The organism is Trueperaceae bacterium (assembly GCA_023954415.1).
Classification (GTDB): Bacteria; Deinococcota; Deinococci; order Deinococcales; family Trueperaceae; genus JAAYYF01.
Genome location: JAMLIB010000002.1, coordinates 331,188 through 353,511 on the forward strand (window position 1 = coordinate 331,188; position 22,324 = coordinate 353,511).

Below are 22,324 nucleotides of genomic sequence, written 5' to 3' on the forward strand. Positions count from 1 at the left end.
AGCTCACGAGGAGGCAAGCGCCATGCGAAGAAGCGGCCGCGAGCTGCTGCCCGCGCTCCTGTTCCTGCTGCCGTTCCTCGCCGTGCTGGTCGTGTTCTTCGTCTACGCCAGCGCGCGCGCCGTCTACTTCTCTTTCACGGATTACGACCTATTCAACGCCCCCAAGTGGGTGGGGCTCGAGAACTACCGGGCGCTCTTCCAGGACGACAACTTCCTGTACGCGCTGCGGAACTCCCTCGCCTTCGCGGCCGTCGTCACCACCGTCCAGACGGCCGGGGCGCTCGTCACTGCCAGCGCTCTGAACCGCCGCGTGCGCGGCATGACCTTCTTCCGGTCCGCCTTCTACATGCCGGCGGTGACGAGCAGCGTGGTCATCACCCTCATCTTCCTCTGGCTGTTCCAGCGCCTCGGCGGCATCAACTACCTCCTGACGGCCGCCGTAAGGAACGCCCCGACCATCGCGGCGTTCGTGCTGGTCGCCGTGGTCGCCCAGGCCGCGCAAGTATGGCTGGAGCGCCGTCGCTTGCGGGGCGTCGCCGACGCCGGGCCCAAACGCGCGGTCGCGGCCCTCGACCCGGCCCTCCTGGTCGTGTCGCTGCTCGTCGCGGCGTCCGCGACCGCCGGCCTGGCCCTCCTGGGCTACCTAGCCCCGCGCGGGACCGAGGCCGTCGCCATCAACTGGTTACAGACGCGGCAGGAAGTGCCGAGCGGGGCGCCGTTCTTCCTGCGCGCGCCCATGCCGCTCGTCGCCATCATGGTGCAGAACACGTTCACGACCATCCCCACCTTCATGCTGATGTTCCTGGCCGCCCTGCAGGACGTGCCCCGCTCCTACTACGAGGCCGCCGCGCTCGACGGCGCCAACCCCGCGCAGCAGTTCTTCCACATCACCATCCCGTCATTGCAGCCCGTCGTCTTCCTCGTGGTCTCGCTCGGGCTGATAGGCACCCTGCAGATGTTCGACCAGGTAGCCATCTTCGGGAGCGCCGTGCCGCTGCAGAGCGTCATCACGCTCGCCTACTTCGTCTACAACCGCATGTTCCCAGGCGCCCAACTGCCGGAGGTCGGCTTCGCGTCCGCGGCCGCCATGTTCCTCGCCGCGCTCACCCTGGTCATCGTGCTGCTCCAGCGCACGGTCCTGCGCGCGGAGGGCGACAGATGAGCGTGTCGGCCGCCGCCACCCCCGCGGCCAGCCTGGCACGCGAGCGCTGGGAGGCGCGCAGGCGCTGGTCGCGCGCCGCGATCGCCTACCTCGTCATGCTCCTGTTCTCCCTCGTGTTCCTGGGACCGCTGCTCTTCGCGGCGCTGTCGAGCGTGAAGACCGACCCGCTCGCCTACCCGCCGAAGCTGCTCGGCCCGCAGCTCTCCCCGGCCAACTGGGCCGCCGCGGCGAGCCTCGGCAGGCAGGGAGCCGGCGCGCCGCTCTGGGGCGGTTTCGCGCCCGGCGCCTCCGTCGCCTTCGAGCTCACCTACTTCGTGCCCGACGGACTGACCGCCGAGGCCCCGAGCGTGAGCGTGCCGCGCAGGCGCCCGGGCGGCGGCCTCGGCGCCGTGCAGCGGATAACCTACGCGGCCGACTTCGCGGAGGTCGGCGAGGTCGTCGAGGTGGCGCGCCGCCAAGCGGACGGCGGCGAGCTCGTCACCTACCACGTGCAGGTCGGTTACCCGGGCGAGGGTCCGACCGTAGACCGGCTCCCGCTCGACGTGCAGTCACCCTCGCGCGAGCAGCGCTTCGTGAGCGCCACCCTCCCGCCGACGCGGCTCGAGCGCCTCGGCCTCGTGGCGTCGTACGACAGCATCACGCCCGGCGCGCTCGGCTACCTGCTCGGCAACTACCGGCGCGTGTTCACGGAGGCGCGCAGCGTGACGACGGGCAGGAGCCTCTTCCTGCGCTGGACGGCGAACACGTTCGTGTACGCCTTCTTCAGGGTGATCGTCACCCTCGCCATCGCCACGACGGCCGGCTACGCGCTCGCGCGCCTGCGCTTCCCCGGCCGCGGCCTCGTGTTCCTGTTGGTACTGTTCGCGCAGATGGTGCCGACGCAGGTCCTGTTCGTCAGTAACTACCTAGTCCTACGCGACGGCATCTGGGGGCTGTCGTCGCTATGGGGCCAGTCGACGCTGCTCAACGGCCTGCCCGGCCTCCTGTTCGTCACCGCGCTCAACGCCGGGCCCGTCTTCATCATGAAGCAGTTCTTCGAGGCGCTGCCGCGCGAGGTCGAGGAGTCGGCCATGATCGACAGCGCCGGCTACTGGTCGCGCTTCGCGCGCGTGGTGCTGCCAATGGCACGCCCGGCGCTCGGGGCGCTCGTCATCCTCTCGTTCCAGGCGGCGTGGAACGACTTCTTCTGGCCCCTCGTCATCCTCACGACGCCGGAGGACGTCAAGACGCTCCCGATCGGCCTGCTCACGTTCCGCAACGTCTACGGCAACTCCGGCGACTGGGGGCTCATCCTCGCCGGCGCCATCCTCAGCGCCCTGCCGGTCATCGTCCTGTTCGTCGTGTTCCAGCGCTACTTCATGGAGGGCGTCTCGTACGGAGGTGGCAAGGAGTGACCCTCACCGAGATAGCGCCCGGCGGGTTCGGCCGGAACCTCGTGCTGAAGGAGAACTACACGTTCCTCGTCGCCAACGAGGCCGCCGCGGTCCTGGGAGGCGAGCACGGCCTGTACAGCCGCGACACGCGCTACCTGTCGCGCTACGCGTGGAGCGTCGGCTGGCCAGAGGCGGGCGATGACCGCGAGGCGCAGCTCCTGCTAGAGCACTCCCCCCGGCCTGACCGCTGCGCTCAGCACGTGGCCGTGATGGCCGGCCCCACGCAGGTCGTGGCCATCGCGCGCCGGCTCGACATCGCCACGGCGGCCATGCGGGACGCCGTCACGGTGACGAACACGTCGTTGGCGCGGCAGACCGTGACGCTGACCCTGGCCTTCGAGACCGACTTCGCGGACCTCTTCCAGGCGCGCGGTTGGCACGAGCAGCCGGTCCGGTTCGCGGGTGGGACCGTCTGCCGCGCTCCCGGAGCGGCCTCCGTGCGCTTCGACCATGTGGCGAGCGACGGGCTCGAGCAGGGCCTCACGCTGACGTTCACGCCGGCGCCGAGCGAGGTGACCGCCTCGGCCGCCACGTACACGCTCGAGTTGCGTCCGGGTGAGAGCGTGAGCCTGACGGTCGACGCGCTTCTTCGCGACCCGTTGGAGGCGGCCGCACAGGGAGCCGGCGTCGGCGCGGCAACGGCGCCACGCCAGACGCGCGACCCGAGCCCGCCGGCGACCTCGCGCCACGTCATCGCGTACGAGAGCTGGCTCGAGTCGTTCGGACCGTTGCTGGAAGGAGGGCCGCACGCCGCGGTGCTGCGCCGCGCCGCCCTAGACCTGAGGGCCCTCCTACTCTTCTCCGAGCACGGCCCCATCGTCGCCGCCGGCATCCCCTGGTTCGTCACGGCCTTCGGCCGCGACTCCATCCTCACCGCCCTGATGCTCCTCGACCGCCGCCCGGACATGGCGCGCGGCACCCTGCGCTACCTCGCCTCCCTCCAGGGCCGGGGGTACGACGCGGCCCGCTCCGAGGCGCCCGGCAAGATCCTGCACGAGGTCAGGCAGGGCGAGCTCGCGCGCACGGGCAAGGTGCCGTTCGGTCGCTACTACGGCAGCATCGACGCGACCCTGCTCTTCATGGTGCTGCTGCACGAGACGTACCGCCGCGACGGCGACCTTGGCCTCCTACGCGAGCTCCGCCCCAACCTGGAGGCCGCGCTCGGCTGGCTGGCAACCGACGCCGACCCCGACGGCGACGGCTTCGTGGAGTTCGCGTGCGCCCAGGGCGGCAACGGCTTGAGCGTCCAGTCGTGGAAGGACTCGCACGACGCGCTGAGCCACGCCGACGGCACCTTGGCGAAGGGGGCCGTGGCCGTGGCCGAGGTCCAGGGGTACGCCTACGCCGCGCTGCTGGCCGCCGCCGGGTGCTTGGGCGATCTCGGGGAGGCGACGGAGGCCGCGCGGCTCGCCAGGCGCGCGGACGAGTTGAAGGCGCGCTTCCACGAAACGTTCTGGCTGCCCGACCTAGGGACCTACGCACTGGCCCTCGACGGCGACAAGCGCCCGCTCGAGGTCCTCTCTTCCGACGCGGGCCAGCTCCTATGGACGGGGATCGTGCCGGAGGCGTTCGCGCCGACCCTCGCGGCCACCCTCATGTCGGACAGGCTCTTCTCCGGCTGGGGCATCCGCACGCTCGGCACGCGCGAGGCGCGCTACAACCCCCTGAGCTACCACAACGGCTCGGTGTGGCCGCACGACACCGCGCTCATCGCCGCCGGCCTGCGGCGCTACGGCTTCACCGAGCAAGCCTCCACGTTGCGCGACGCGCTCTTCGACCTGGCCGCCAGCCAGCCCGACCTGCGCCCACCGGAGCTCGTGGCCGGTTACGAGCGCACGGACTCGCCGCCGGTGCCCTACCCGGTGGCGTGCAGGCCGCAGGCGTGGTCCTCGGCGGCGCTCGCCTACCTGGCCGACTGGGCCTGAGCGAGGCGCCGCGGGCCCTGCCGCCGGGCGACACGGGGTTAGCATGACCCCATGACGATCGACCTGAACGCCGACCTGGGCGAGGGCTTCGGCGTCTGGCTCGGCCCGGGCGACGACGCGAGCCTGTTGCGCCACGTCTCCTCCGCGAACGTGGCCTGCGGGTTCCACGCCGGCGATCCGACGATCATGCGCGAGACGGTCGCGCTGTGCGCGGCGGCCGGGGTGGCGGTCGGCGCGCATCCGTCGTACCCGGACCTGCGGGGCTTCGGCCGCGTGCCGCTCATGCTGCCCCCCGAACGCGTCATCGACGACGTCCTCTACCAGGTGGGCGCCCTCATGGGGATCGCGGCCGCCCAGGGGGTCGCCGTGCGGCACGTCAAGCCGCATGGCGCCCTCTACGAGGCGGTGGCGGTCGACCCGGGCCTCGCGCGGGCCCTGGCTGCCGAGGTCGCGCGGTTGGGCGAGGGGCTGCGCCTGGTGGTGCCCGCCTCCTCGCCGGCCGCCGCCGCGCTCGCCACCGCCGGCCACGCGCACCTCCGCGAGGGCTTCGCCGACCGCGCCTACCTCGAGAGCGGGCTGCTCGTGCCGCGGCGGCGCAGCGGGGCCGTCATCACCGAGGCCGGGGCGGCGGCCGACCAGGCCCTAGCCCTGGCCGAGGGCCGCGAGCTCGCCACCAGCGACGGCACGACCATCGCGCTCTCGGTCGACACGATCTGCGTGCACTCGGACACGCCGGGCGCCGTCGCCATAGCGGCCGCGGTGCGCGAGCGCCTCGCGGGCGCGCGCTTCACCGTCGCCGCACCGGCCTGAGCGGCACGTAACGTGCGCGTAGAGACCGCCGGACCGTGGGCTCGCTACCTGGTCCTTGGCGGACCGCCCTCCCCGGAGCTCTCCAGGCGCATCGGCGCCGTGGCGGAGGCTTTGCGCGCCGCGCTGCCTCGTGGTGCGTTCGACGTCGTGCCCGGCTACCTCGACATCCTCGTCGAGGGTCGCGCCGTGCTCGCGCCCGAGCGCCTCCTGGCGCTGGCCGAGGCGATCGAGGTAACCGGCGGGGCCTCGGACGGGGGCGCCTACCAGCCGCGCACCTTCGAGGTCCCGGTGGCGTACGGGGCGGGAGCGGACGCGGCGACCCTGACGGAGCGGCTCGGCCTGGCCTGGCCCGACATCGCCGGGCTGCACGCCGCCGGGAAGTACACCGTGGCGTACGTAGGCTTCACTCCGGGCTTCCCGTACCTGCACGGGCTCGACCCCCGCCTCCAGACCCCGAGACGCGACCGACCACGGCCGGACGTGCCCGCCGGCGCGGTGGCCATGGCGGGCGCTCAGGCGGGCATCTACCCGGAGGCGGGGCCGGGCGGCTGGTGGGTACTCGGCACCACGAGCTTCCCGCTCTTCATGCCCGACCGACCGGAACCGACGGTGCTGCGAGCCGGCGACGAGCTGCGCTTCGTGCCGCAGGCCAGCGGGGGCGGCGGCCAGGCTCGCGGCAGAGCACCGATCGACGCCGACGTGGGCTACCACGCCCCGCCCGGCACCCCGACGTTCGGCTCGCTAGGAGCCCCGGCCGAGCATGCGGCCGCCGAGCCCCTCGTCTCGGTGCTGGAAGTATGGCCCGAGTCGGCCTCCCTCCAGGGCAGGCCGCGCGTCGGCGTCGGCCGGCACGGCCTGGCCGAGGCGGGCGCGCTCGACCAGCGCCTCCTGCTGGCACTGCACCTCGCCGTGGGCGCGCCGCTCGACGGGGCGAGCATCGAGCTCCCCGTGCCCCACGCGGCGCTGCGTGCCGAGGCGTCGACGGTGGCTGCGTTCGGCGGGGCGGCGACCGCCAGCCTGAGGGGCGAGGAGCTGACGCCCGGGGTGCCGTTCGAGTGGCGCGCCGGGGACGTGCTGGCCTTGCGGCCTGCCCCGGCGGGTCCGCGCCGGCGGGCCGGCGTGCCCATCCTCAGCTTCGCGGGGGGCCTGGCACCGCTAGACGGCCATGCCGGGCACCCCCTGTTGGCCGCCGGCGGGAGCACGGACGTGCGCGGGCACGTGGGCGGTTTCGGGCGGTGGCTACGCGCCGGCGACGTCATGGCGCGCGGCGCCGGGCGCGCGTGGTCGCCGGGAGCCGGTACTGCTCGGCGAACGGCTGATGCCGGCACCACCACGCCCACGTGGCCCCCGGTTCGACCCGTCAGGAAGGCGGCAGGCGGGGCCCTCGGTCACTACCCTAGCGAGCTCCACCTCCGCCTGTACCCGGGCGCGCGCACCGGCGGCTTCGCCCACCTCTTGAGCAGGACCTTCGTCGTCAGCGAGCGCAGCCGGATGGGCGTTCGCCTCGAGCCGCGGGGCGAGCGCGACACCCGAGGCGTGCCGGTGACGGGCGCCGAGACGTCGAGGGGTATGCCCCTCGGAGCCGTTCAACTCCCCCCGGACGGACGGCCGCTCGTCTTGCTCGCGGACCGCGGTCGCACGGGCGGCTACCCGGTCGTCGGGGTGGTCGCCAGGGTCGACCTAGCTGGGCTCGCCCAGGCTCGGCCCGGGACCGTCGTGACCTTCCACGCTCCCGGTGAACACGGCTCCTGAGCCGCCGTCCTCGGGGAACGCCGCCGCCTCGGCACCGTCACTCCCGGCAGGCCGCACGGAAGCGCCCACGCCGTGCCACTTGCGCCCGAACGCGGTCGGGATCGACTCCGTGTGCAAGTGCGAGCCGATCAGGTACACGTGGTCGCCCGCCCTGAACACCGTGCTGCCGCGCGGCGTGACCATCTGCTTGCCCCGCAGCACCGCGGCTATCACGACCTCGGGCGGCAACGAGAGCTCGTCTATGCGCTTGCCGATTGCCCGGTTGTCCTCGCCGAGGTACACGTCGACGACGGCGGCGCCCTCCGGGGCGTCGCCGCCGAGCTCGAGCCGCAGCCGCGCGGGGGGCGGCTCCTCCTTGGAGAGTCCGAGCGCCTTCGCCAAGGGCGAGATGGTGAAGCCTTGCAGCAACGTCCCGACGATCACGACGACGAACACGACGTTGAAGATGACGTCGGCGCCGGGCACGCGCTCGAGGAGCGGCACCATGGCGAGGATGATGGGCACGGCGCCCTTGAGGCCGGCCCAGGTGATCAGGGCCTGCTCGCGGAGCGTGAAGACCATCCGGCCGCGCGAGACGAGGCGCACGAGCCATAGCGAGATGCCGACGGCCAGCGGCCGAGCGATGAGCATGCACGCCGCGGTGATGAGCAGGGCCACGCCGAGGATGGCCGGCAGCTGCTCCGGGTCGACGAGCAGGCCCATCAGGAGGAACATGACGAGCTGCGCCCCCCAAGCCGCGCCGTCCATGAAGTTGATGATGGCGAGCCTGTGCGAGAGGCGGTTGTGGCTCAGGATGAGCCCCACCAGGTAGATGGCGAGGTAACCGTTGCCGTGCAGCAGCCCGGTGAGCGCGAACGCGAGGAGCGCGCCCGACAGCGCCAGCATCGGGTACAGGCCGATGTTGCCGAGCGCGGCCTTGTTGATCACCTGCTTCAGGAGCCAGCCGAACACGAGCCCTAGCACGGCCCCGATCGCGAGCTCGAGGACGATGTCGCCAGCCAGCACGAGGTAGTTGACGGCCCCCTCGCGCGTGACGGCCTCGGCCAACGAGTACGTGAGGAGCACGGCCGCCGGGTCGTTCGTGCCGGACTCGGTCTCCAACGTGCCGCGCAGCCGCTTCGGGATCCCGCGCCCCTTGAGCATCGAGAAGGTGGCGGCAGCGTCCGTGCTCGACACGACGGCGCCGAGCAGCATGCTGGTCAGGAGGTCGAGGCTGGTGAGGGCGTAAGCGCTCAGGCCGACGAACAGCATGGTGAGCACGGTCCCGACCGTCGCCAGGGCGGAGGCGGGCACTATGGCCGCCCTGAACAACGTCATGCGCGTGTCCAGACCGCCGTAGAAGAGGATGAGGGCCAGGGCGACGGTCCCGACGTGGTAGCTCAACTCGATGTCGTTGAACTGGATCCCGAGGGGGCCGCTGGAGCCGGCGAACATGCCGATGCCGACGAACAAGACGAGCGCGGGCACCCCGAAGCGGTGCGCCAGTCGCGTGCTGAGGATAGCGACGACCGTGAGGGTCGCGGCAACCGCCATGGCCAGTTCCACGCGACACATGCTAAACCCGCTCCGGCCAGGCGCTGGGCGAGGAGCGCGGGTCGACCGTAGCCAGCGTGCCGGCCCGGCTGCGCCGGCGCGAGTGAGACGCCCCCTTCCCGCCCTAGGCCCTAGACTTAGGCCATGAAGTCCGTGGCCCTCATCGCGCACGACCAGAAGAAGGCGGAACTCGCCGAGTTCGTGGCGGAGCACGCCGAGACCATCGGACGCTTCCCACTGATCGCAACCGGCACGACGGGCACGGTCCTGATGGAGCGCACCGGCCTCGCCATCGAACGCCTCGCCTCGGGTCCGCTCGGCGGCGACCTCCAGGTCGGCGCTCGCATCGCCCAGGACGAGGTCCTCGCCGTCATCTTCTTCCGCGACCCGCTCACGGCCCAGCCGCACGAGCCGGACATCTCCGCCCTGCTGCGCATCTGCGACGTGCACCGCGTGGCCCTGGCGACGAACTCGGCTACGGCCGAGGCGGTGGCCGCCTGGTTGGCCGACCTCCTGGCGGACGAGGAGCTGCTAGCCTCGTACGCGCGCGGCGCTCCCGCCGCGGACGGAGCGACGCGGCCATGAACAAGGAGCTCATCGAACGCTTCCTCAAGGAGATGCGCGACAAGCATTCCCAGCAGATCGACGCCGTCGCCTTGCCGGACGGCACGGCCGAGTTCATAGCGGACGTCGTGGCCGCCCACGACAACGACACGATCGAGTTCATGGTCAAGCTCTCGTACCTCATGGGCTTGCAGACGGGCTTCGCAGCCGCCGTGTCCGGCGCCTCCGGCCCCGGCCCAGAACCCGGGCGCGGGCCGCTGCAGGCGTGATGCCCGAGGCGATCGGCAGCGTGACGGGCGGGTCGACCATCGACCTCGGACCGAACCAAGACCCTGGAAGAGAGGCGTGAGCATGGGACCCGACCGTGAAGAGTTCCTGAGCAACTTCGAGTTCGTCTTCTCCGAGTTCTTCGAGGGGCCACCGGCCGGCGCGGGCGGCACCGTGGCGCTCGACCGCGACGGGAGCTGGCGCCGCACCTTGGAGCGGCTGACGGCCGCCGAGGCGTCCCGCCCGGCCTTCCCGGGCGCGACGACCGTGGTGGCGCACGTCGTCCACGCGACCTACTACCTCACGAACTCGGTCCGCTACATCGTGCCTGACGGCGACAAGACGACCCCCGGCGACTGGTCGGGCAGCTGGGCGACGAGCGTCGTGACGGAGAGCGAGTGGCAAGCGCGCATCGCGGCCCTGTTCGCGGCGTACGAGGAGATCAAGGCCACGGCCAGGGGCCTCGCCGACTGGAGCGGCGATAGCACGGGTCTGGCGTTCGCCGTGCTCGCCCACAGCGCGTACCACCTCGGCGCCGTCAGGCAGCTCGTGAAGGCGTTGCAGGCCTCACAGGCCGGCTAGAAGAACGCGGGGCGACTCCCCTCAGCCGGCGACACCTTCCCCGACGAGCTCCACCTCGCATACGATCTCGGCCTTCAGGCTCAGGCCCACGGAGCAGTACTTGTCCGTGGCGAGCTGCACGAAGCGCTCGGCCGTGGCCAGGTCGAGGCCGGGCACGTCGAGCACGTGCTTGGCGACGATGCGCTCGAACGGCGCAGGCACAGCGTCGGGGCGCTCGCCCACCATCTCTATGCGGTACTCGTTGATGGGCAGCTTGCGCTTGCCGAGCATGACGACGACGTCCATGGCGGCACAGGCGGCCGTGGCGTTGAGCAGGAGCTGCATGGGGCTCATGCCCGTCCTGGCATGCTTCTCGTTGTCGATCATCACGCGCTGGCCTTCCGGCGTCTCGCCGACGAAGCGCAGGCCTACGAGGTGGTGGACGGTGCTGGTCAGGGTCTTCGGCATGCCCTAGTATCGGGCGCGCGGGCGCGCAGCGCCAGGTTCCTCGCGACGGGAGGCGGAGATGCGCCCCTCGGGCCGCCGGGCTCCCTGAGCGCTACACTCGCTTCACGATGAGCGCGACGGACGTGCCCGCAACCAAGGCGACCCTGCGCGACTGGGCGCGCGCGACGCGCGCCGAGCTCATGCGCAGCTGCGGCGCCGAGAGGAGCGCCGCCGCGGTGGCCCTCGTGAGGTCCGCCGCCGCCTACCGTGGCGCCGGAACCGTGGCCTGTTACCGCGCTTTCGGCTCCGAACTCGACCTGACAGCGCTGGCAGGCGACTCGGGCAAGCGCTTCGTCTGGCCGCGCACGCACGGCGGACCCCCACCGCGCCTCACCATGCGGCTGGCGGACCCCGCGAACGAGGCCGCGTGGGAACGCCACCGCTTCGGTCAGCCCGAACCCGCGGCCGGCACGCCGGAGGTCGACCCGCGCGGCATCGACGTGGTCCTGGTGCCGGGCCTCGCGTTCGACGTCCGCGGTTACCGCCTCGGCTACGGCAAGGGCTATTACGACCGCCTGTTACCGCTGTTGCGGCCCGACGCCGCTGTCGTCGGCGTGACGCTGGAAGCGCTCGTCGTGCCCGAGCTCCCGCATGAGGAGCACGACTTCAGGATGGGCTACTTGGTCACGGAGAGCGCTTGGCGCGAGGTCGCGGCCTAGACCGAGGCTACGGTCTCGACCGCGGCCTCGACGACCTCGGCCCAGCTCGGGTAGCGCCGGGGCTGGCTGCCGATGGCGAGCGCCGACGCGTTCACGGCCGGCGCCAGGGCCTCCGCCCAGCTCATGCCACGCGCGAGGCCGGCCAGCAGCCCGGCGTTGAAGGTGTCGCCGGCCCCGACCGTGTCCTGCACGCACACGATGGGCGCCGGGTGGACCACGTAGCCATCGGCCCCGGCCAACAGCGCGCCGGCGGCCCCGCACTTCATCACGACGCGTTCCGCGCCGAGCTCGAGCAGCGCCGCGGCAGCGGCCTCGGCGACGTCATCGACGGCGGCGCCTTCGCGCTCGCCGGTAACGCCGACGGCCTCCTCGCGGTTGGGCAGGAAGGCGCTGACGTGCGGCAGCAGGGCCGCCACCTCGGCGCGCACGGCGGGGGTCCAGCCCTCGTCCGGCCAACCCGTGTCGATCATGGTGAGCATGCCGCGCTGGCGGGCACCGCGTAGTAGGCTCGGGGCCTTCGCGCGCAACTCCGGCAAGAGGAAGTAGCCGCAGAGCAGGAGGAGGTCACCCGGCCTCGCCGCGTCGAGCGCCGCCGCGATCCGTTCCTCCGGCAAGGTCACGAGGTGGCCGAGGTAGGAGACGAAGGTCCGCTGCCCGTCCGGATGCGTGAGGCCGACCGTGAGCGCCGTCGGGTGCGGCACGCGCGTCAGGCGTGCCGCACCCGACATGGCGCCCTCGAGCCAACCCCCCAGGAAGTCCTCTCCGACGTGGGCGATGACGTCCGAGTCCACGCCCTCACGCACCCCCATGGCGGCCAGTGCCAGCCCGGTGTTGCCGGCGGCCCCGCCGACGCGCCACTCGTAGCGGTCGATCACGACCTCGCTGCCCGGCACCGGCCACGGCGCCACGTCGCCCATGAGCACGTCCACGTTGGCGTTGCCGACGACCACGATGCGCGGCGAGCCGGGGCCGCGCCCAGACCCCCACGCGCCGGCGCCTGAAGCGTGGCTCAACCCTTTACCCCCGTGAGCACGACTCCCTCGATGATCTGGCGCTGGAAGATGAAGAAGACCAGCAGGACGGGGATGATGGCGAGGGCCGCCGCCGCCATGATCAGGTTCCACTCGGTGCCCGCCTCGCCGGAGAAGAACGCGACGCCGACCGGGATCGTGCGCATGGACGGCGACTTGGCCACGATGAGGGGCCACAGGTAGGCGTTCCAGTTCCCGACGAAGTTGAAGATGCCGAGGGCGGCGAGCCCCGGACCGACGAGCGGCAGGCCGACCCGCCAGAAGAGCCCGAACTCGCTCACGCCGTCCACGCGGCCCGCGTCGAACAGGTCGCGGGGCAACGACTCGAAGAACTGGCGCATGAGGAACACGCCGAACGCCGGGATGAGGCCAGGGAACGCGATGCCCCAGAACGTGTTGACCCAGCCGTACTCGGTGGACATGACGTACCAGGGGATCACGAGCATCTCCGTCGGGATCATCAGGGTGCTCAAGATCAGGATGAAGATGAGGTTGCGCCCCGGGAAGCGCAAGCGCGTGAGCGTGTAGCCGACCAGCGAGGCGAAGAAGAGCACCGACACGGTCGAGATGCCGGCGACGATGAGGCTGTTGAGGAACCAACGCGGGAACTGCGTCCTCAGGAGCACGTCCTGGAAGTTGACGAGCGTCCAGACCTGCGGCCAGAAGTTGAAGCGGAAGATCTCCTTGAGCGGCTTGAACGCCGACAGGACCATCCACAGGAAGGGGAACGCCATGACGACGCTGCCGACGGCCAGGAGGACGTAGGCGGCCAAGCGGCCGAAGTCGAAGCGGAAGCGGCGGCGGCCGTTCTGAGCGCGTTGAGCCTGGGAGGCCATCAGTACTCGACCTTCCTTTGGGTGACCTTGAGCTGGACGAGGGTGATGACGAGGATGATGGCGAACAGGAGGACCGTGACGGCGGCCGCGTAGCCGATACGGAACTTCTGGAAGGCCTGCTCGTACATGTAGAGGGCGATCGTCAGGGTGCTACCGAGGGGCCCGCCCTGGTCGGTGAAGTTGATGTTCTGCACCTGGTCGAACATCTGCAGCGTCGAGATGGTCGAGATGATCAGCGAGAAGACGATGACCGGGTTGAGCAGTGGGAAGGTGATGTGCCAGAACCGCTGCCAGCCGTTGGCGCCGTCGATGGCGGCGGCCTCCTGCATCGGTCGTGGGATGCCCTGGAGCCCTGCCAAGAAGATGACGACCTGGAAGCCGAGCTGCTGCCAGATGACGACGGCCGCCACCGCGATGAGCGCCTGCTTCGGGCTCGTGAGGAACGGCTGCGGGTCGATGGCCAGCCACGGCAGCCCGAGGTTGGTGACGAAGTCGCTCCAGTCGGACAGGAACTTGTTGAAGATGCCGAAGTTGACAGAATACATCCAGCCCCACACCCACGCGACCGCTGCGGCCGGGGTGACGTAGGGGGCGAAGTAGATGGCGCGAAAGAGTCCCTTGAACCACGTGATGGAGTTGAGCAGGACGGCGCTGAACATGCCGATGCCGACCTGCCCGAAGACCACGAGGAGGAAGTAGTAGAGCATGTTCCTCAGGGCCTTGAAGAGATCGCCCTTGGCGGCGAAGTTGGCGTACATCTCGCGGTAGTACTGCAGACCGATGAAGGTCCGCTGCTCCGGGTCGACGTGCCAGGTGAAGAACGAGAGCTTCAGAGATTGGACGGCCGGCCACAACCTGAAGAACAGGAAGAAAGCCAGTGGGACGAGCAGGAACGCGTAAGCCCAGAGCGCCTCTCGCCTGGCGAGCGAGAGCCTCCGGCGACGCGGCGCCCCGTATGAACTCCTCATGGCTCCTCCTTAAGCCGGTTCTACCGCTGGTCTTGCGGCCTTCATGAAGATAGCTGTTGGCACGAGTGTACAGGTCGGACGAGTGCACGCCGACCTCGAGCGGCCTCGAGCGGCGCGCTCGCGGGCGGGTCTGGTCTACCGGGAGTCGGTAGACCAGACCCGCGTCGGTCTCTTAGCGGTTGGCGTCGAGCAGGAGCTGCTCTTCGGCGGCGGCGGCCTTGAGGGCGTCCGCCGGCGAGGTGCCCTGGAGGACGACCTCGTTGATGGCGTCGACCATGGTGTCGCGCTGGCCGGTCTCGTCGACGAACACGGTCGCGTGAGCGTAGTCGAGTGCGCGCACGAACGGGCCGTAGACGGGGTCGGCGGCGAGGGCCGGGTCGGAGATGAGGCTACGGCTGGCGGGCAGCTCGCCCACGACGTCGAGCCACAGCTTCATGGCGTCGTCGCTCGTGACGAACTGGAGGAACTTGGCGGCGGCCTCGAGCTTGGCCGGGTCCTTGGCGGCGTTCGGCGTGATGGCGTTCATGAAGAACGAGCCGAAGTTCGACTGGATGCCGTTCTCGGCGCGCACGGGCAACTCGGCGACACCCCAGTTGAAGGAGACCTTCTGGACGTCGCCGATGGCGAAGGAGCCGTCGACGATCATGGCGATGTTCTCGAGCTGGCGGAAGCCGTCGCGGTAGCCGTTGTTGCCGGGCACGAACTCGGGCACGGTGAAGCCGTACTTCGTCACCCAATCGGTGTAGAAGGTGAGGGCGTCGATGCCGGCCTGGTCGGCGTACGTGACGGTGCTGTAGTCGTCGGAGTACGGCGCGCCGCCGAACTGACGGACGAGGACCTCGCGCACGAGGTGGTGGTCCTGGCCGGTCGGCGCGAAGCCGTAGCCGACCTGGACGAAGCGGTTGCCCTGCTTGACCGTGAGGGCCTGGGCCATCTCGATGAACTCTTCCCAGGTGGCGGGCGGCGCGTCGTAGCCGGCCGCGGCGAGCATGTCGGCGTTGTAGAAGAGCGCGAGGCTACGGACGGCGGTAGGCAGGCCGTACCACGTGCCGTCGACCTTGGCGGCCTGGACGAGCGGGGCGAAGTTCTCATCGAGCTCGGCCGCGTCGAAGTACTGCTCGGGCAGCGGGATGACGTAGCCGGCGCGCTGCCAGGTCGGGAGCCAGCCGTAGAAGAGCTGGGCCACGTCGGCGCCCTGGCCGGCGGGGAGGGAGGCGGCGACCTGCTGCTGGTAGCCGTCGTACGGGAAGGTCTCCTGCACGACCTTGATGTCGGGGTTGGCGGCTTCGAACTGGGCGATGAGCTGGTTCATCGCATCGACGCGGGTGGCGTAGTCGTACTGCCAGTAGGTGATGGTGGTCTGGGCAGCACCGATGCTGACCCCCACCATCACGGCCAATAGGATTAGGAAACGCTTCATGCTTCGACAAGCTCCTTTCCGGTTCCGCGCAGTCGCGCTGTGGCGAGGGCGAGCGCCTCGGACCGTTCCCGCAGGGCCAGACGGTCGGCTGCGAGCCGTTCCGTCGCCCGAGCGAGCGCTTTCGTCATGACCTCTGGCGCCGGCATACCGTAGCCGGCGCGGCGCCGCACGAACCCGCTCGGGTCCACTGCGGCGGCGAGCGCCTCGGCGGAGACCGGCGGTCCGCCGGCTGCCTCCACGTCGGCGGGGGCGGCCGAGGTCAGGAGCCGCCCTTCCGCGCTGAAACGCCTCACCAAGGTGGCGACCACCTTGTGGGCGTGGGGGAAGGTGAGTCCGTGGTCGCGCGCGAGCACGTCCGCCAGCTCAGTAGCGGTCGTGTCGGTGCGCAATGCGGCCTCGGCGAGCTTGCGCTCGTCGAAGTCGCCCTGCTCGAGGCAGGCGGCGAGCAGCGTGAGCGCGCCGACGAGCTGGCGGTGCTGCACGCCGAGGGCGCCCTGGATGTCGGGACCGAAGTCGTTGAGGTCCGTGAAGGGGATGTTGTGATGCGAGTAGGTGACCATGCCGGCCGCGCCCAACACCCGCGATAGGCGGGTGCGGGCATGCTCGAGGGAGACGGGGTTGCGTTTCTGAGGCATGATCGATGACCCTTGGACCAGACTATCGTCCAGGCGGTACCAACCGGATGCTGCCCAGGACAAGAGATCGTTAACGAACCTGCCGAGCCCGAGCGCGACGGACTGCGCCACGCTCACGATGTCGAACTCCCAGTCGGCGGAGGCGACGGCGTCGTAAGTGTTCGCCACCGGCGCGTCGAAACCGAGGCTCGCGGCCGTGAACTCGCGCTCGAGCGGATGGCTGCTGCCGGCGAGGGCGGCGGCCCCGAGCGGGCACGTGTTCATGCGCGCGTAGGCCTCGATCACGCGCCGCGAGTCGCGGGCGAGCTGGTCCTCGACCGCGCCGAGGTAGTGAGCCACCGTGGTGGGCTGCCCCGGCTGGTGGTGCGTCTGGGCGATCAGGACGGTGCCGACGTGCCGGGCGGCCTTCTCGATGATGAGGCCCCGGAGCGCGACGAGTCGCTCGCCCGTGTCCAGGAGCGAGTCCCTGCCGGCCATCTTGTAGACGGTCATGTCGAGGTCGTTGCGGCTCAGGCCGACGCGGATGAGGCCGACGGCCTCGCCGATCTCACCCTCGAGTCGGCGTTGGAGCGCGAAGTAGTAGTCGGGTACGTCGTCGCCCTGCTCGGGGGCCGGCAGGGCGTGCTGCGCCACCAGGGCGGCGCGCACCTCGGCCCCCGCGGCCTGCTGCGCGGGCCCCGAGTAGGCGGGCAGGCGCAGGACGGTGTCGAGGTGAGCCGTCATGGCGTCGATGAAGTGGTGCGAGAGGTGCGCGGCGGCGTGCCGGAAGTCCGGCTCCAGCACCTGCTTGCGGTAGGCGGGGTGCCAGCTCATGAGGCCGCTCCTGCCTGCCGCTCGGTGAGGCCCAGGAGGCGGGCGGCGTTACCCCCGAAGATGAGCTCCACTTCCGCCTCGCTGACGCCGAGCGTGTAGCACGCGCGCAGCTGGTCGAGCAGGTAGCGCTCGGAGAAGCCGCGCGGGAAGAGGCTCGAGTCGGAGCCGAAGACGATCCGCTCGGCCCCGACCGTCTCGAGCGCCTTGCGGTAGAGGTCCTCGAGCGTGAGCGGGTAGGGCATCCAGCGCATCCACTGGTTGGAGCCGGACGTGTCTATGTAGACGTTAGGCAGGCTCCAGCACAGCGCGAGGAGGTCGTCGAAGTAGCCGGCGCCGAAGTGCGGGACGACGAACGGGATCTCCGGGAAGTCGCGGGCGACCTCGAAGAGCGATAAGGGGCTCATGCGCGGGTGCTGCACGATGCCGCCGCCCCTGCCGAGGAAGCCGAAGTGGATGAGGGCCGGCAGGCGCTTCTCGGCCAGGAACTCCCAGACGCCGCGCAGCTCGGGCGCCTCGAAGGGGTACTCCGTGCGGGGCCCCAGGAGCTTGTAGCCGCGCAGGCCCAGCTCGTCGACGGCGCGCCTGAGCTCGGCGTCCGCCCCCGGCCGGAGGGCATGGTGGGCGAACCCGATGAACTTGTCCGGGTGGCGCGCCACGATGCCCGCGAGGCGATCGTTGGTGTTGGCGCTCACGAAGACGACCTTGTGAAGGCCGTAGCGCTCGACCTCGCCGACCCAGCGCGCCAGGTAGGCGTCTACCTCGGCGTCCGTCCGCGCCGCCGGCTCGGTCGGCTCCGTGTTCCACTCGCGCGCCATGCGCTCGCCGCGCTCACGCGCGTACGCCTGGAGCAACGGGTGCTGCTGCTTGGGGTCGGGCGGCAGGCCGAGGGTGTTGGCTACGGGGAAGTGGACGTGCATGTCTATGACGCGCAGATGGCGGTAGCTCATATCTGGCTCCCAACGTGCTGCTCGAGGCTGGCGACCTCGGCCTTGAGGCGCTCCAGGGCCAGCTGCCCGAGGCCGTGCAACGCGGCTATCGGACCGAGCGAGCCCGCCCTTATCGAGGTCGCCAGCGGCAACGACCACCGGCGCGCCAGCTCCTCCGCCAGGCGCCCCCCCGGGTCCGCGGCCCACGCGACGACGACCAGCTCGGGGTCGAAGACGCAGGCTAGGTTATGCAGCACGAGCCGCACGCCGGCCGCGAGGCGCTCGAAGGCGTCCGCGCGCTCGGGAGCAGCGAGGTCGAGGGAGCCGTCCACGACTACGTCGGCGACGATGCTGAGCAGGTGCCGTTCCAGGGGGCCAGGCGCGCCGAGGTCGAGGCCCTCCTCCGGCAGGCCGGGCAGGAGGCTGTAGCCGACCTCGCCCGCGGCCCGGTGCGAGCCCCGGTAGAGCTGGCCGCCGAGCACGATGCCGGCGCCGACGCCGCCCGTGATGGTCAGGTAGACGACGTCCTTGTATCCTTCGCCGACGCCCTGATGCAGCTCGCCGATGGCGAGCGCGTTCACGTCGTTCTCGAGGAGCACGCGCAGCCCGCTGGCGCGGCGGAGGAGGTCGCCCGCGTCGAACTCGTGCCAGCCGAGGCTGGGGGCGAGGCGCACGCTCGAGCCGTCCCGACCGATGACGCCAGGGATGGCGACGGCCAGCCATGCGTACGGCGTGCCGGTCGCGGCACCTTCCGCGACCGTGGCGCGAAGCCAGGCCGTGAGCCCGCCCTCGAGACCCGGCGCCAGGCGCGGGCCGGGCTCCAGTTCGAAGAGGCCGCCGGTCAGGTCGATACGCGCGGCACGTAAGCGGCTGCCGGAGAGGTCTACCGCCAGGACGTTGCGCGCCGAGGGCACGAGGCGCAAGAGCCGGGCCGGGCGCCCGCCGCCGGACGGGCCGACCGCGCCCTCGTCCACGAGCCCTAGCGCCACGAGCTCCTGGCCGATGGTGGTGACGGTGGGGACGCTGAGGCGGGTCGCTCGGGAGAGCTCGGAGCGCGAGGCCACCTTGCGCGACAGGAGCGCTTCGAGCACGGCGAGGCGGTTGTGCTCGCGCACCGTATCGTGTTGGACGCTCCTCAGTTCCACCCCGCCTCCTGACAGCAGGTTTTGCAAAGTCCTTACGTAAGCAGGTTATGGCCGCGAACGTCGCTAGTCAAGCCCGGGTCGTGGGCGGCGGGTACACAGCGGCCGCCGCGGCCGCGCCTCCGGCACCGGCGCCACCGACTCGCGCGGCGGCTCGGTGGTCCCCCATCCTCACGCGGCCGCCCCTTGCGGCTAGAGCTTGGACCTGCCGCGGCCGCGCCGCGAGCCGCCAGCCCTACCGCCATGCGAGCCGGCCGGAGCATGACGCCCGCCGCGGAGCAGGTCGCGCGTGCGCCAGGCGCGCGGCTCCGCCACCCGCCGCACGAAGAGCCAGGCGAGCATGCGCCCGACCCCCGTCACCACGAACAGGCTGTGGTAGCCCGACCAGGCCGGCAGCCAACCCGGGGCCGAGAAGCTCTGGAGCAACCCGAGGAGTGGACCGGCGAGGGCGCCGCCCGCGAAGCCGGCCACCCCCTGCACGAGCGAGTACATGGCGATGAACGTCACGCGCCTCGAGCGCGGCGCGGCGCCGAGCGCCAGGCTGAAGACGGAGGGGCCGATCGCGCCCCACGCGATGGCGTCGAAGAAGCCGGAGAGCCAGATGTACGTCAGGTCGCCCGTCAGGCCCGCGAGTATCCAGGTCGTCGGTAGGAGTGCGCCGGCCAGGAACGTTCCGACGGCGAGCACCGGTTTGTTCCCGATGCGGTCGGCCACCCGCCCCCACTGCATCGTGGCCAGCAGCGCGGTCACGGCGTTGATCGTGCTCCAGTACGCGATCTGCGTGAACGTCATGTGCAGGTCCTCGAGCCAGTACGGCACGACGAACGGCCCACCGAGCATCACGACGAACTGCCAGTAGATCGCGAACGTCAGGAAGCGGCGGAAGTTCTTGTCCGCGAGGGGCACGCGGAAGAGTTCGCCGAGTCCGACCTTGCGTTGCTCGGTCGGCGGGTCGTAGTGGAAGAGGAGGAGCGCGACGGCGACGAGCGAGGCGACGATCGCCACGCCGAGCACGAGCTGGAACGAGAGCGGGGCGGCCACCCTGTCGAGGAACGCGCCGGCGGCCAGGTTGGCGGCCATGCCGACCACCCCTAGGACGCCGGCGCGCATGCCGAAGTAGCTGCCGCGCCGCGCCTCCGGGACGACGTCGCCCATCCACGCCGTCCACACCGTCGCCGTGGCCGCCTGGAACGTCATGGCGAAGAAGACGAGGGCGACGAGCAGCACGGGGCGGGCGGCGTCCGGGACCGCCAGGGCGGGCAGGAGCGCCCCGATGATCCAACTGGCCCTGCCGATGGCGGCCAGGGTCGCCACGACGACCTTGCGCCTGCCCATCACCTCCGCCACCCATGCCCCGAACGGGCTCGCCACCTGCGCGAGCAGCGGCATGCTGCTCGCCAGGGCTATCTGCGTCGGCGTGGCGCCAAGGTGCAGCAGGTAGCCGACGAGGACGCTGCCCGTCGTCCAGTTGAGCAGGATCTGCGTGAGGCTGCCTTCGACGACGGAGAGGCGCATGGTGCGCCTGACGAGCATGCCGGTGCGCTCGTCAGGCGCACCCGAGTGCGCGAGGGCCGCGGCGCCGTCCGGGAGCGCGCCCGCCCCGTCGGCCGCTAGCGCGGTCGGTGAAGCCGGGTCGGGTTGTGATGATGATGTCGGGTCAGGCGGAGACACGGTGGCCTTCTGCTCATCACACTCTAGGCTCACGGGGTGGGCTTCGACAGCAGCGTCTTCCGCTCCCCCTAAGGCATCACTCTACGCTCGCCGGGGGGGGGGCGGCGGCCGCGCTAGTGGCCTCCTCGCCCCCGAGGCAGCCTGCGCGCGCCCGGCAACCCGGCGCTCGCGAGGCGCAGGACCGCTAGGCCGGCAGCTCCACACCGCCGATGAACACGGCCTTCTGCTCCAGGTACTCCTGGATGCCCTCCGAGCCCGTCTCGCGCCCGATGCCGCTCCCCTTGACCCCGCCGAAGGGCGCCTCGGGGCTGACGGGCATCCAGTCGTTCACGCCGACCATGCCGAACTCGAGCCGCTCGGCCATGGCGATGGCCGTGTTGAGGTCGGCGGTGAAGACGTAGGCGGCCAGCCCGTACTCCGTGGCGTTCGCCAACGCGAGGACCTCCGGGGCGCTCCTGAACGTCGTGATGGGGAGCACGGGCCCGAAGATCTCCTCCTCGTACAGGCGGCTGCCCGGCGCCACGCCGGTGACGACCGTGGGCGCGTAGAAGTAGCCCGGACGCCCCAACCGCGCCCCGCCGAGCGCCACGTTCGCGCCGGAGGCCGCGGCCGCGGCGACGAGCTCCTCCACCCTGCCGAGCTGCCTGGCGTTGATGAGCGGCCCGACCTGCACGCCGTCCTCGAGCCCGTGCCCGACCTTGAGCGCGCGCATGGCGTCGACTACGCGCGCCGTGAACTCGTCCGCCACGCTCTCGTGCACGAAGTAGCGCTGGGGCGCGATGCAGACCTGCCCCGCGTTCCGGGCCTTGAAGCGCGCGGCGAGGGCCGCCAGGCGGCCGAGGTCGGCCACGTCGGGGAACACGATGACGGGGGCGTTGCCGCCCAGCTCGAGGGCGAGGCGCGTCAGGGTGCGCGAGGCCCCGTCCATCAGGAGCCTGCCGACGCGCGGGCTGCCCGTGAACGCGATCTTGCGCACGCGCGGGTCGTCGAGGAACGCCTGGCCCATCGCCTCCGGGTCGCCGTTGACCACGTTCACAACGCCGTCAGGCGCCCCACCCGCCTGCAACGCCTGGGCGAGGAGCATGGCCGAGCGCGGCGTGAACTCGGACGGCCGCCCGACCACCGTGTTGCCCGCAGCCAGCGCCGCCGCCCAGGTCCGCACGATGTTGTAGACGGGGAAGTTCCAGGCGGTGATGGTCGCGACGACGCCGAGGGGTTGCGGGAGGACGCTGATGCGCCGGCCGGCCACCCTGGCCGGCACGGTGCGGCCGTAGGCCCGGATGCCCTCGCCGGCGAACCACGTGAGGTAGCCGGTCGCCGACAGCCACTCGCCGCGCGCGTCGCCGATGGGCTTGCCCGACTCCTCGGTCGTGATGAGCGCGAGGTCGTCAACGTTCGCCCTGACCCAGGCGGCGGCGCGCTCGAGGACCTCCGCGCGCTCGTACGCCGTCTTCGCGGCCCAGTCAGGGTACGCGGCAGCGGCAGCGGCGATGGCGGCGTTCGCGTCGGTCGCGTCTCCGAAGGGCACGCGCTGCACGACGCGCTCACTGCCCGGGTCGATGAGGTCCCACAACCCACCGGAAGCGGCGTCGACCCACTCACCCCCGATGAGCTGCTTGAGCGGGAAACGGTCGGTTGTCACTGCGTTCGGCACTCTCCCCTCCTGGCGCGGCGCTATGCGCGGCCGCGGCCCTTCGCGGCCGTCACGG

General features: G+C 71.3%; 20 protein-coding genes. 9 read left to right on the plus strand and 11 right to left on the minus strand.

Annotated features, from left to right (window positions below):
- Positions 1-22 precede the first annotated feature (22 nt).
- The 5 genes from M9914_03895 to M9914_03915 are packed head-to-tail and all read left to right on the plus strand — an operon-like array spanning position 23 to position 7,082.
- Complete coding sequence (locus tag M9914_03895; protein MCO5173310.1) at positions 23-1,162, plus strand: sugar ABC transporter permease; 1,140 nt, start codon at positions 23-25, stop codon at positions 1,160-1,162.
- A complete protein-coding gene (locus M9914_03900; GenBank protein ID MCO5173311.1) occupies positions 1,159-2,556 on the plus strand; it encodes a carbohydrate ABC transporter permease in 1,398 nt (465 codons plus the stop codon). Before M9914_03895 ends, M9914_03900 begins: the two co-directional genes overlap by 4 nt.
- Positions 2,553-4,520 carry an amylo-alpha-1,6-glucosidase gene (locus M9914_03905; protein ID MCO5173312.1) on the plus strand — a complete coding sequence of 656 codons (1,968 nt, stop codon included), beginning with the start codon at positions 2,553-2,555 and terminating at the stop codon, positions 4,518-4,520. Before M9914_03900 ends, M9914_03905 begins: the two co-directional genes overlap by 4 nt.
- Positions 4,521-4,571: 51 nt before the next feature.
- Positions 4,572-5,330 carry a 5-oxoprolinase subunit PxpA gene (locus M9914_03910; GenBank protein MCO5173313.1) on the plus strand — a complete coding sequence of 253 codons (759 nt, stop codon included), beginning with the start codon at positions 4,572-4,574 and terminating at the stop codon, positions 5,328-5,330.
- 12 nt (positions 5,331-5,342) lie between these two features.
- On the plus strand, positions 5,343-7,082 hold the full coding sequence (locus tag M9914_03915) for an urea amidolyase family protein (GenBank protein ID MCO5173314.1): 1,740 nt from the start codon (positions 5,343-5,345) through the stop codon (positions 7,080-7,082).
- On the opposite strand, the gene M9914_03920 is transcribed toward M9914_03915, so the two are convergent.
- Positions 7,011-8,627 carry a potassium/proton antiporter gene (locus M9914_03920; GenBank protein MCO5173315.1) on the minus strand — a complete coding sequence of 539 codons (1,617 nt, stop codon included), beginning with the start codon at positions 8,625-8,627 and terminating at the stop codon, positions 7,011-7,013. The two genes, M9914_03915 and M9914_03920, sit on opposite strands and share 72 nt — an antisense overlap.
- Positions 8,628-8,759: 132 nt before the next feature.
- Here M9914_03920 and M9914_03925 point away from each other — a divergent pair, with 132 nt between their 5' ends.
- From M9914_03925 to M9914_03935, 3 genes are all read left to right on the plus strand, one after another.
- On the plus strand, positions 8,760-9,200 hold the full coding sequence (locus M9914_03925; GenBank protein ID MCO5173316.1) for a methylglyoxal synthase: 441 nt from the start codon (positions 8,760-8,762) through the stop codon (positions 9,198-9,200).
- Entirely contained in the window at positions 9,197-9,448 is a 252-nt protein-coding gene (locus M9914_03930) for a hypothetical protein (protein MCO5173317.1), read from the plus strand. The genes M9914_03925 and M9914_03930 overlap by 4 nt, the downstream gene beginning before the upstream one ends.
- 82 nt (positions 9,449-9,530) lie before the next feature.
- A complete protein-coding gene (locus tag M9914_03935) occupies positions 9,531-10,028 on the plus strand; it encodes a hypothetical protein (protein ID MCO5173318.1) in 498 nt (165 codons plus the stop codon).
- A 21-nt stretch (positions 10,029-10,049) separates the two neighbouring features.
- On the opposite strand, the gene M9914_03940 is transcribed toward M9914_03935, so the two are convergent.
- On the minus strand, positions 10,050-10,475 hold the full coding sequence (locus tag M9914_03940; GenBank protein ID MCO5173319.1) for an OsmC family protein: 426 nt from the start codon (positions 10,473-10,475) through the stop codon (positions 10,050-10,052).
- A gap of 107 nt (positions 10,476-10,582) precedes the next feature.
- On the opposite strand from M9914_03940, the gene M9914_03945 reads away from it, so the two are divergent.
- A complete protein-coding gene (locus tag M9914_03945) occupies positions 10,583-11,173 on the plus strand; it encodes a 5-formyltetrahydrofolate cyclo-ligase (protein ID MCO5173320.1) in 591 nt (196 codons plus the stop codon).
- Here the strand turns inward: M9914_03945 and M9914_03950 are convergent.
- The 9 genes from M9914_03950 to M9914_03990 all read right to left on the minus strand — a co-directional run bounded on the left by M9914_03950 (position 11,170) and on the right by M9914_03990 (position 22,257).
- Entirely contained in the window at positions 11,170-12,186 is a 1,017-nt protein-coding gene (locus tag M9914_03950; protein ID MCO5173321.1) for a carbohydrate kinase family protein, read from the minus strand. The genes M9914_03945 and M9914_03950 overlap by 4 nt on opposite strands.
- Entirely contained in the window at positions 12,183-13,040 is an 858-nt protein-coding gene (locus M9914_03955) for a carbohydrate ABC transporter permease (GenBank protein ID MCO5173322.1), read from the minus strand. The genes M9914_03950 and M9914_03955 overlap by 4 nt, the downstream gene beginning before the upstream one ends.
- Entirely contained in the window at positions 13,040-14,008 is a 969-nt protein-coding gene (locus tag M9914_03960) for a sugar ABC transporter permease (GenBank protein MCO5173323.1), read from the minus strand. The genes M9914_03955 and M9914_03960 overlap by 1 nt, the downstream gene beginning before the upstream one ends.
- Before the next feature lie 172 nt (positions 14,009-14,180).
- The gene (locus M9914_03965; protein MCO5173324.1) at positions 14,181-15,428 is read right to left on the minus strand and encodes an extracellular solute-binding protein; all 1,248 of its coding nucleotides are present in this window, start codon (positions 15,426-15,428) and stop codon (positions 14,181-14,183) included.
- Positions 15,425-16,876 carry a lyase family protein gene (locus tag M9914_03970; protein ID MCO5173325.1) on the minus strand — a complete coding sequence of 484 codons (1,452 nt, stop codon included), beginning with the start codon at positions 16,874-16,876 and terminating at the stop codon, positions 15,425-15,427. The genes M9914_03965 and M9914_03970 overlap by 4 nt, the downstream gene beginning before the upstream one ends.
- Positions 16,873-17,823, minus strand: a complete 951-nt coding sequence (locus M9914_03975; protein ID MCO5173326.1) for an amidohydrolase family protein — start codon at positions 17,821-17,823, stop codon at positions 16,873-16,875. The genes M9914_03970 and M9914_03975 overlap by 4 nt, the downstream gene beginning before the upstream one ends.
- Entirely contained in the window at positions 17,820-18,947 is a 1,128-nt protein-coding gene (locus M9914_03980; protein ID MCO5173327.1) for an ROK family protein, read from the minus strand. Before M9914_03980 ends, M9914_03975 begins: the two co-directional genes overlap by 4 nt.
- Positions 18,948-19,136: 189 nt before the next feature.
- Positions 19,137-20,477, minus strand: a complete 1,341-nt coding sequence (locus M9914_03985) for an MFS transporter (GenBank protein MCO5173328.1) — start codon at positions 20,475-20,477, stop codon at positions 19,137-19,139.
- Positions 20,478-20,799: 322 nt separating this feature from the next.
- Positions 20,800-22,257 carry an NAD-dependent succinate-semialdehyde dehydrogenase gene (locus tag M9914_03990; protein ID MCO5173329.1) on the minus strand — a complete coding sequence of 486 codons (1,458 nt, stop codon included), beginning with the start codon at positions 22,255-22,257 and terminating at the stop codon, positions 20,800-20,802.
- Positions 22,258-22,324: the final 67 nt, after the last annotated feature.

Excerpts from the sequence above, each read along its gene's own strand:
- M9914_03910 (MCO5173313.1), top strand. The coding sequence starts at position 4,572 with ATGACGATCGACCTGAACGCCGACCTGGGCGAGGGCTTCGGCGTCTGG.
- M9914_03930 (MCO5173317.1), top strand. The coding sequence starts at position 9,197 with ATGAACAAGGAGCTCATCGAACGCTTCCTCAAGGAGATGCGCGACAAG.
- M9914_03925 (MCO5173316.1), top strand. The coding sequence starts at position 8,760 with ATGAAGTCCGTGGCCCTCATCGCGCACGACCAGAAGAAGGCGGAACTC.
- M9914_03965 (MCO5173324.1), bottom strand. The coding sequence starts at position 15,428 with ATGAAGCGTTTCCTAATCCTATTGGCCGTGATGGTGGGGGTCAGCATC.
- M9914_03985 (MCO5173328.1), bottom strand. The coding sequence starts at position 20,477 with ATGCTCGTCAGGCGCACCATGCGCCTCTCCGTCGTCGAAGGCAGCCTC.
- M9914_03955 (MCO5173322.1), bottom strand. The coding sequence starts at position 13,040 with ATGGCCTCCCAGGCTCAACGCGCTCAGAACGGCCGCCGCCGCTTCCGC.
- M9914_03900 (MCO5173311.1), top strand. The coding sequence starts at position 1,159 with ATGAGCGTGTCGGCCGCCGCCACCCCCGCGGCCAGCCTGGCACGCGAG.
- M9914_03945 (MCO5173320.1), top strand. The coding sequence starts at position 10,583 with ATGAGCGCGACGGACGTGCCCGCAACCAAGGCGACCCTGCGCGACTGG.
- M9914_03975 (MCO5173326.1), bottom strand. The coding sequence starts at position 17,823 with ATGAGCTACCGCCATCTGCGCGTCATAGACATGCACGTCCACTTCCCC.
- M9914_03970 (MCO5173325.1), bottom strand. The coding sequence starts at position 16,876 with ATGAGCTGGCACCCCGCCTACCGCAAGCAGGTGCTGGAGCCGGACTTC.
- M9914_03960 (MCO5173323.1), bottom strand. The coding sequence starts at position 14,008 with ATGAGGAGTTCATACGGGGCGCCGCGTCGCCGGAGGCTCTCGCTCGCC.
- M9914_03940 (MCO5173319.1), bottom strand. The coding sequence starts at position 10,475 with ATGCCGAAGACCCTGACCAGCACCGTCCACCACCTCGTAGGCCTGCGC.
- M9914_03895 (MCO5173310.1), top strand. The coding sequence starts at position 23 with ATGCGAAGAAGCGGCCGCGAGCTGCTGCCCGCGCTCCTGTTCCTGCTG.
- M9914_03935 (MCO5173318.1), top strand. The coding sequence starts at position 9,531 with ATGGGACCCGACCGTGAAGAGTTCCTGAGCAACTTCGAGTTCGTCTTC.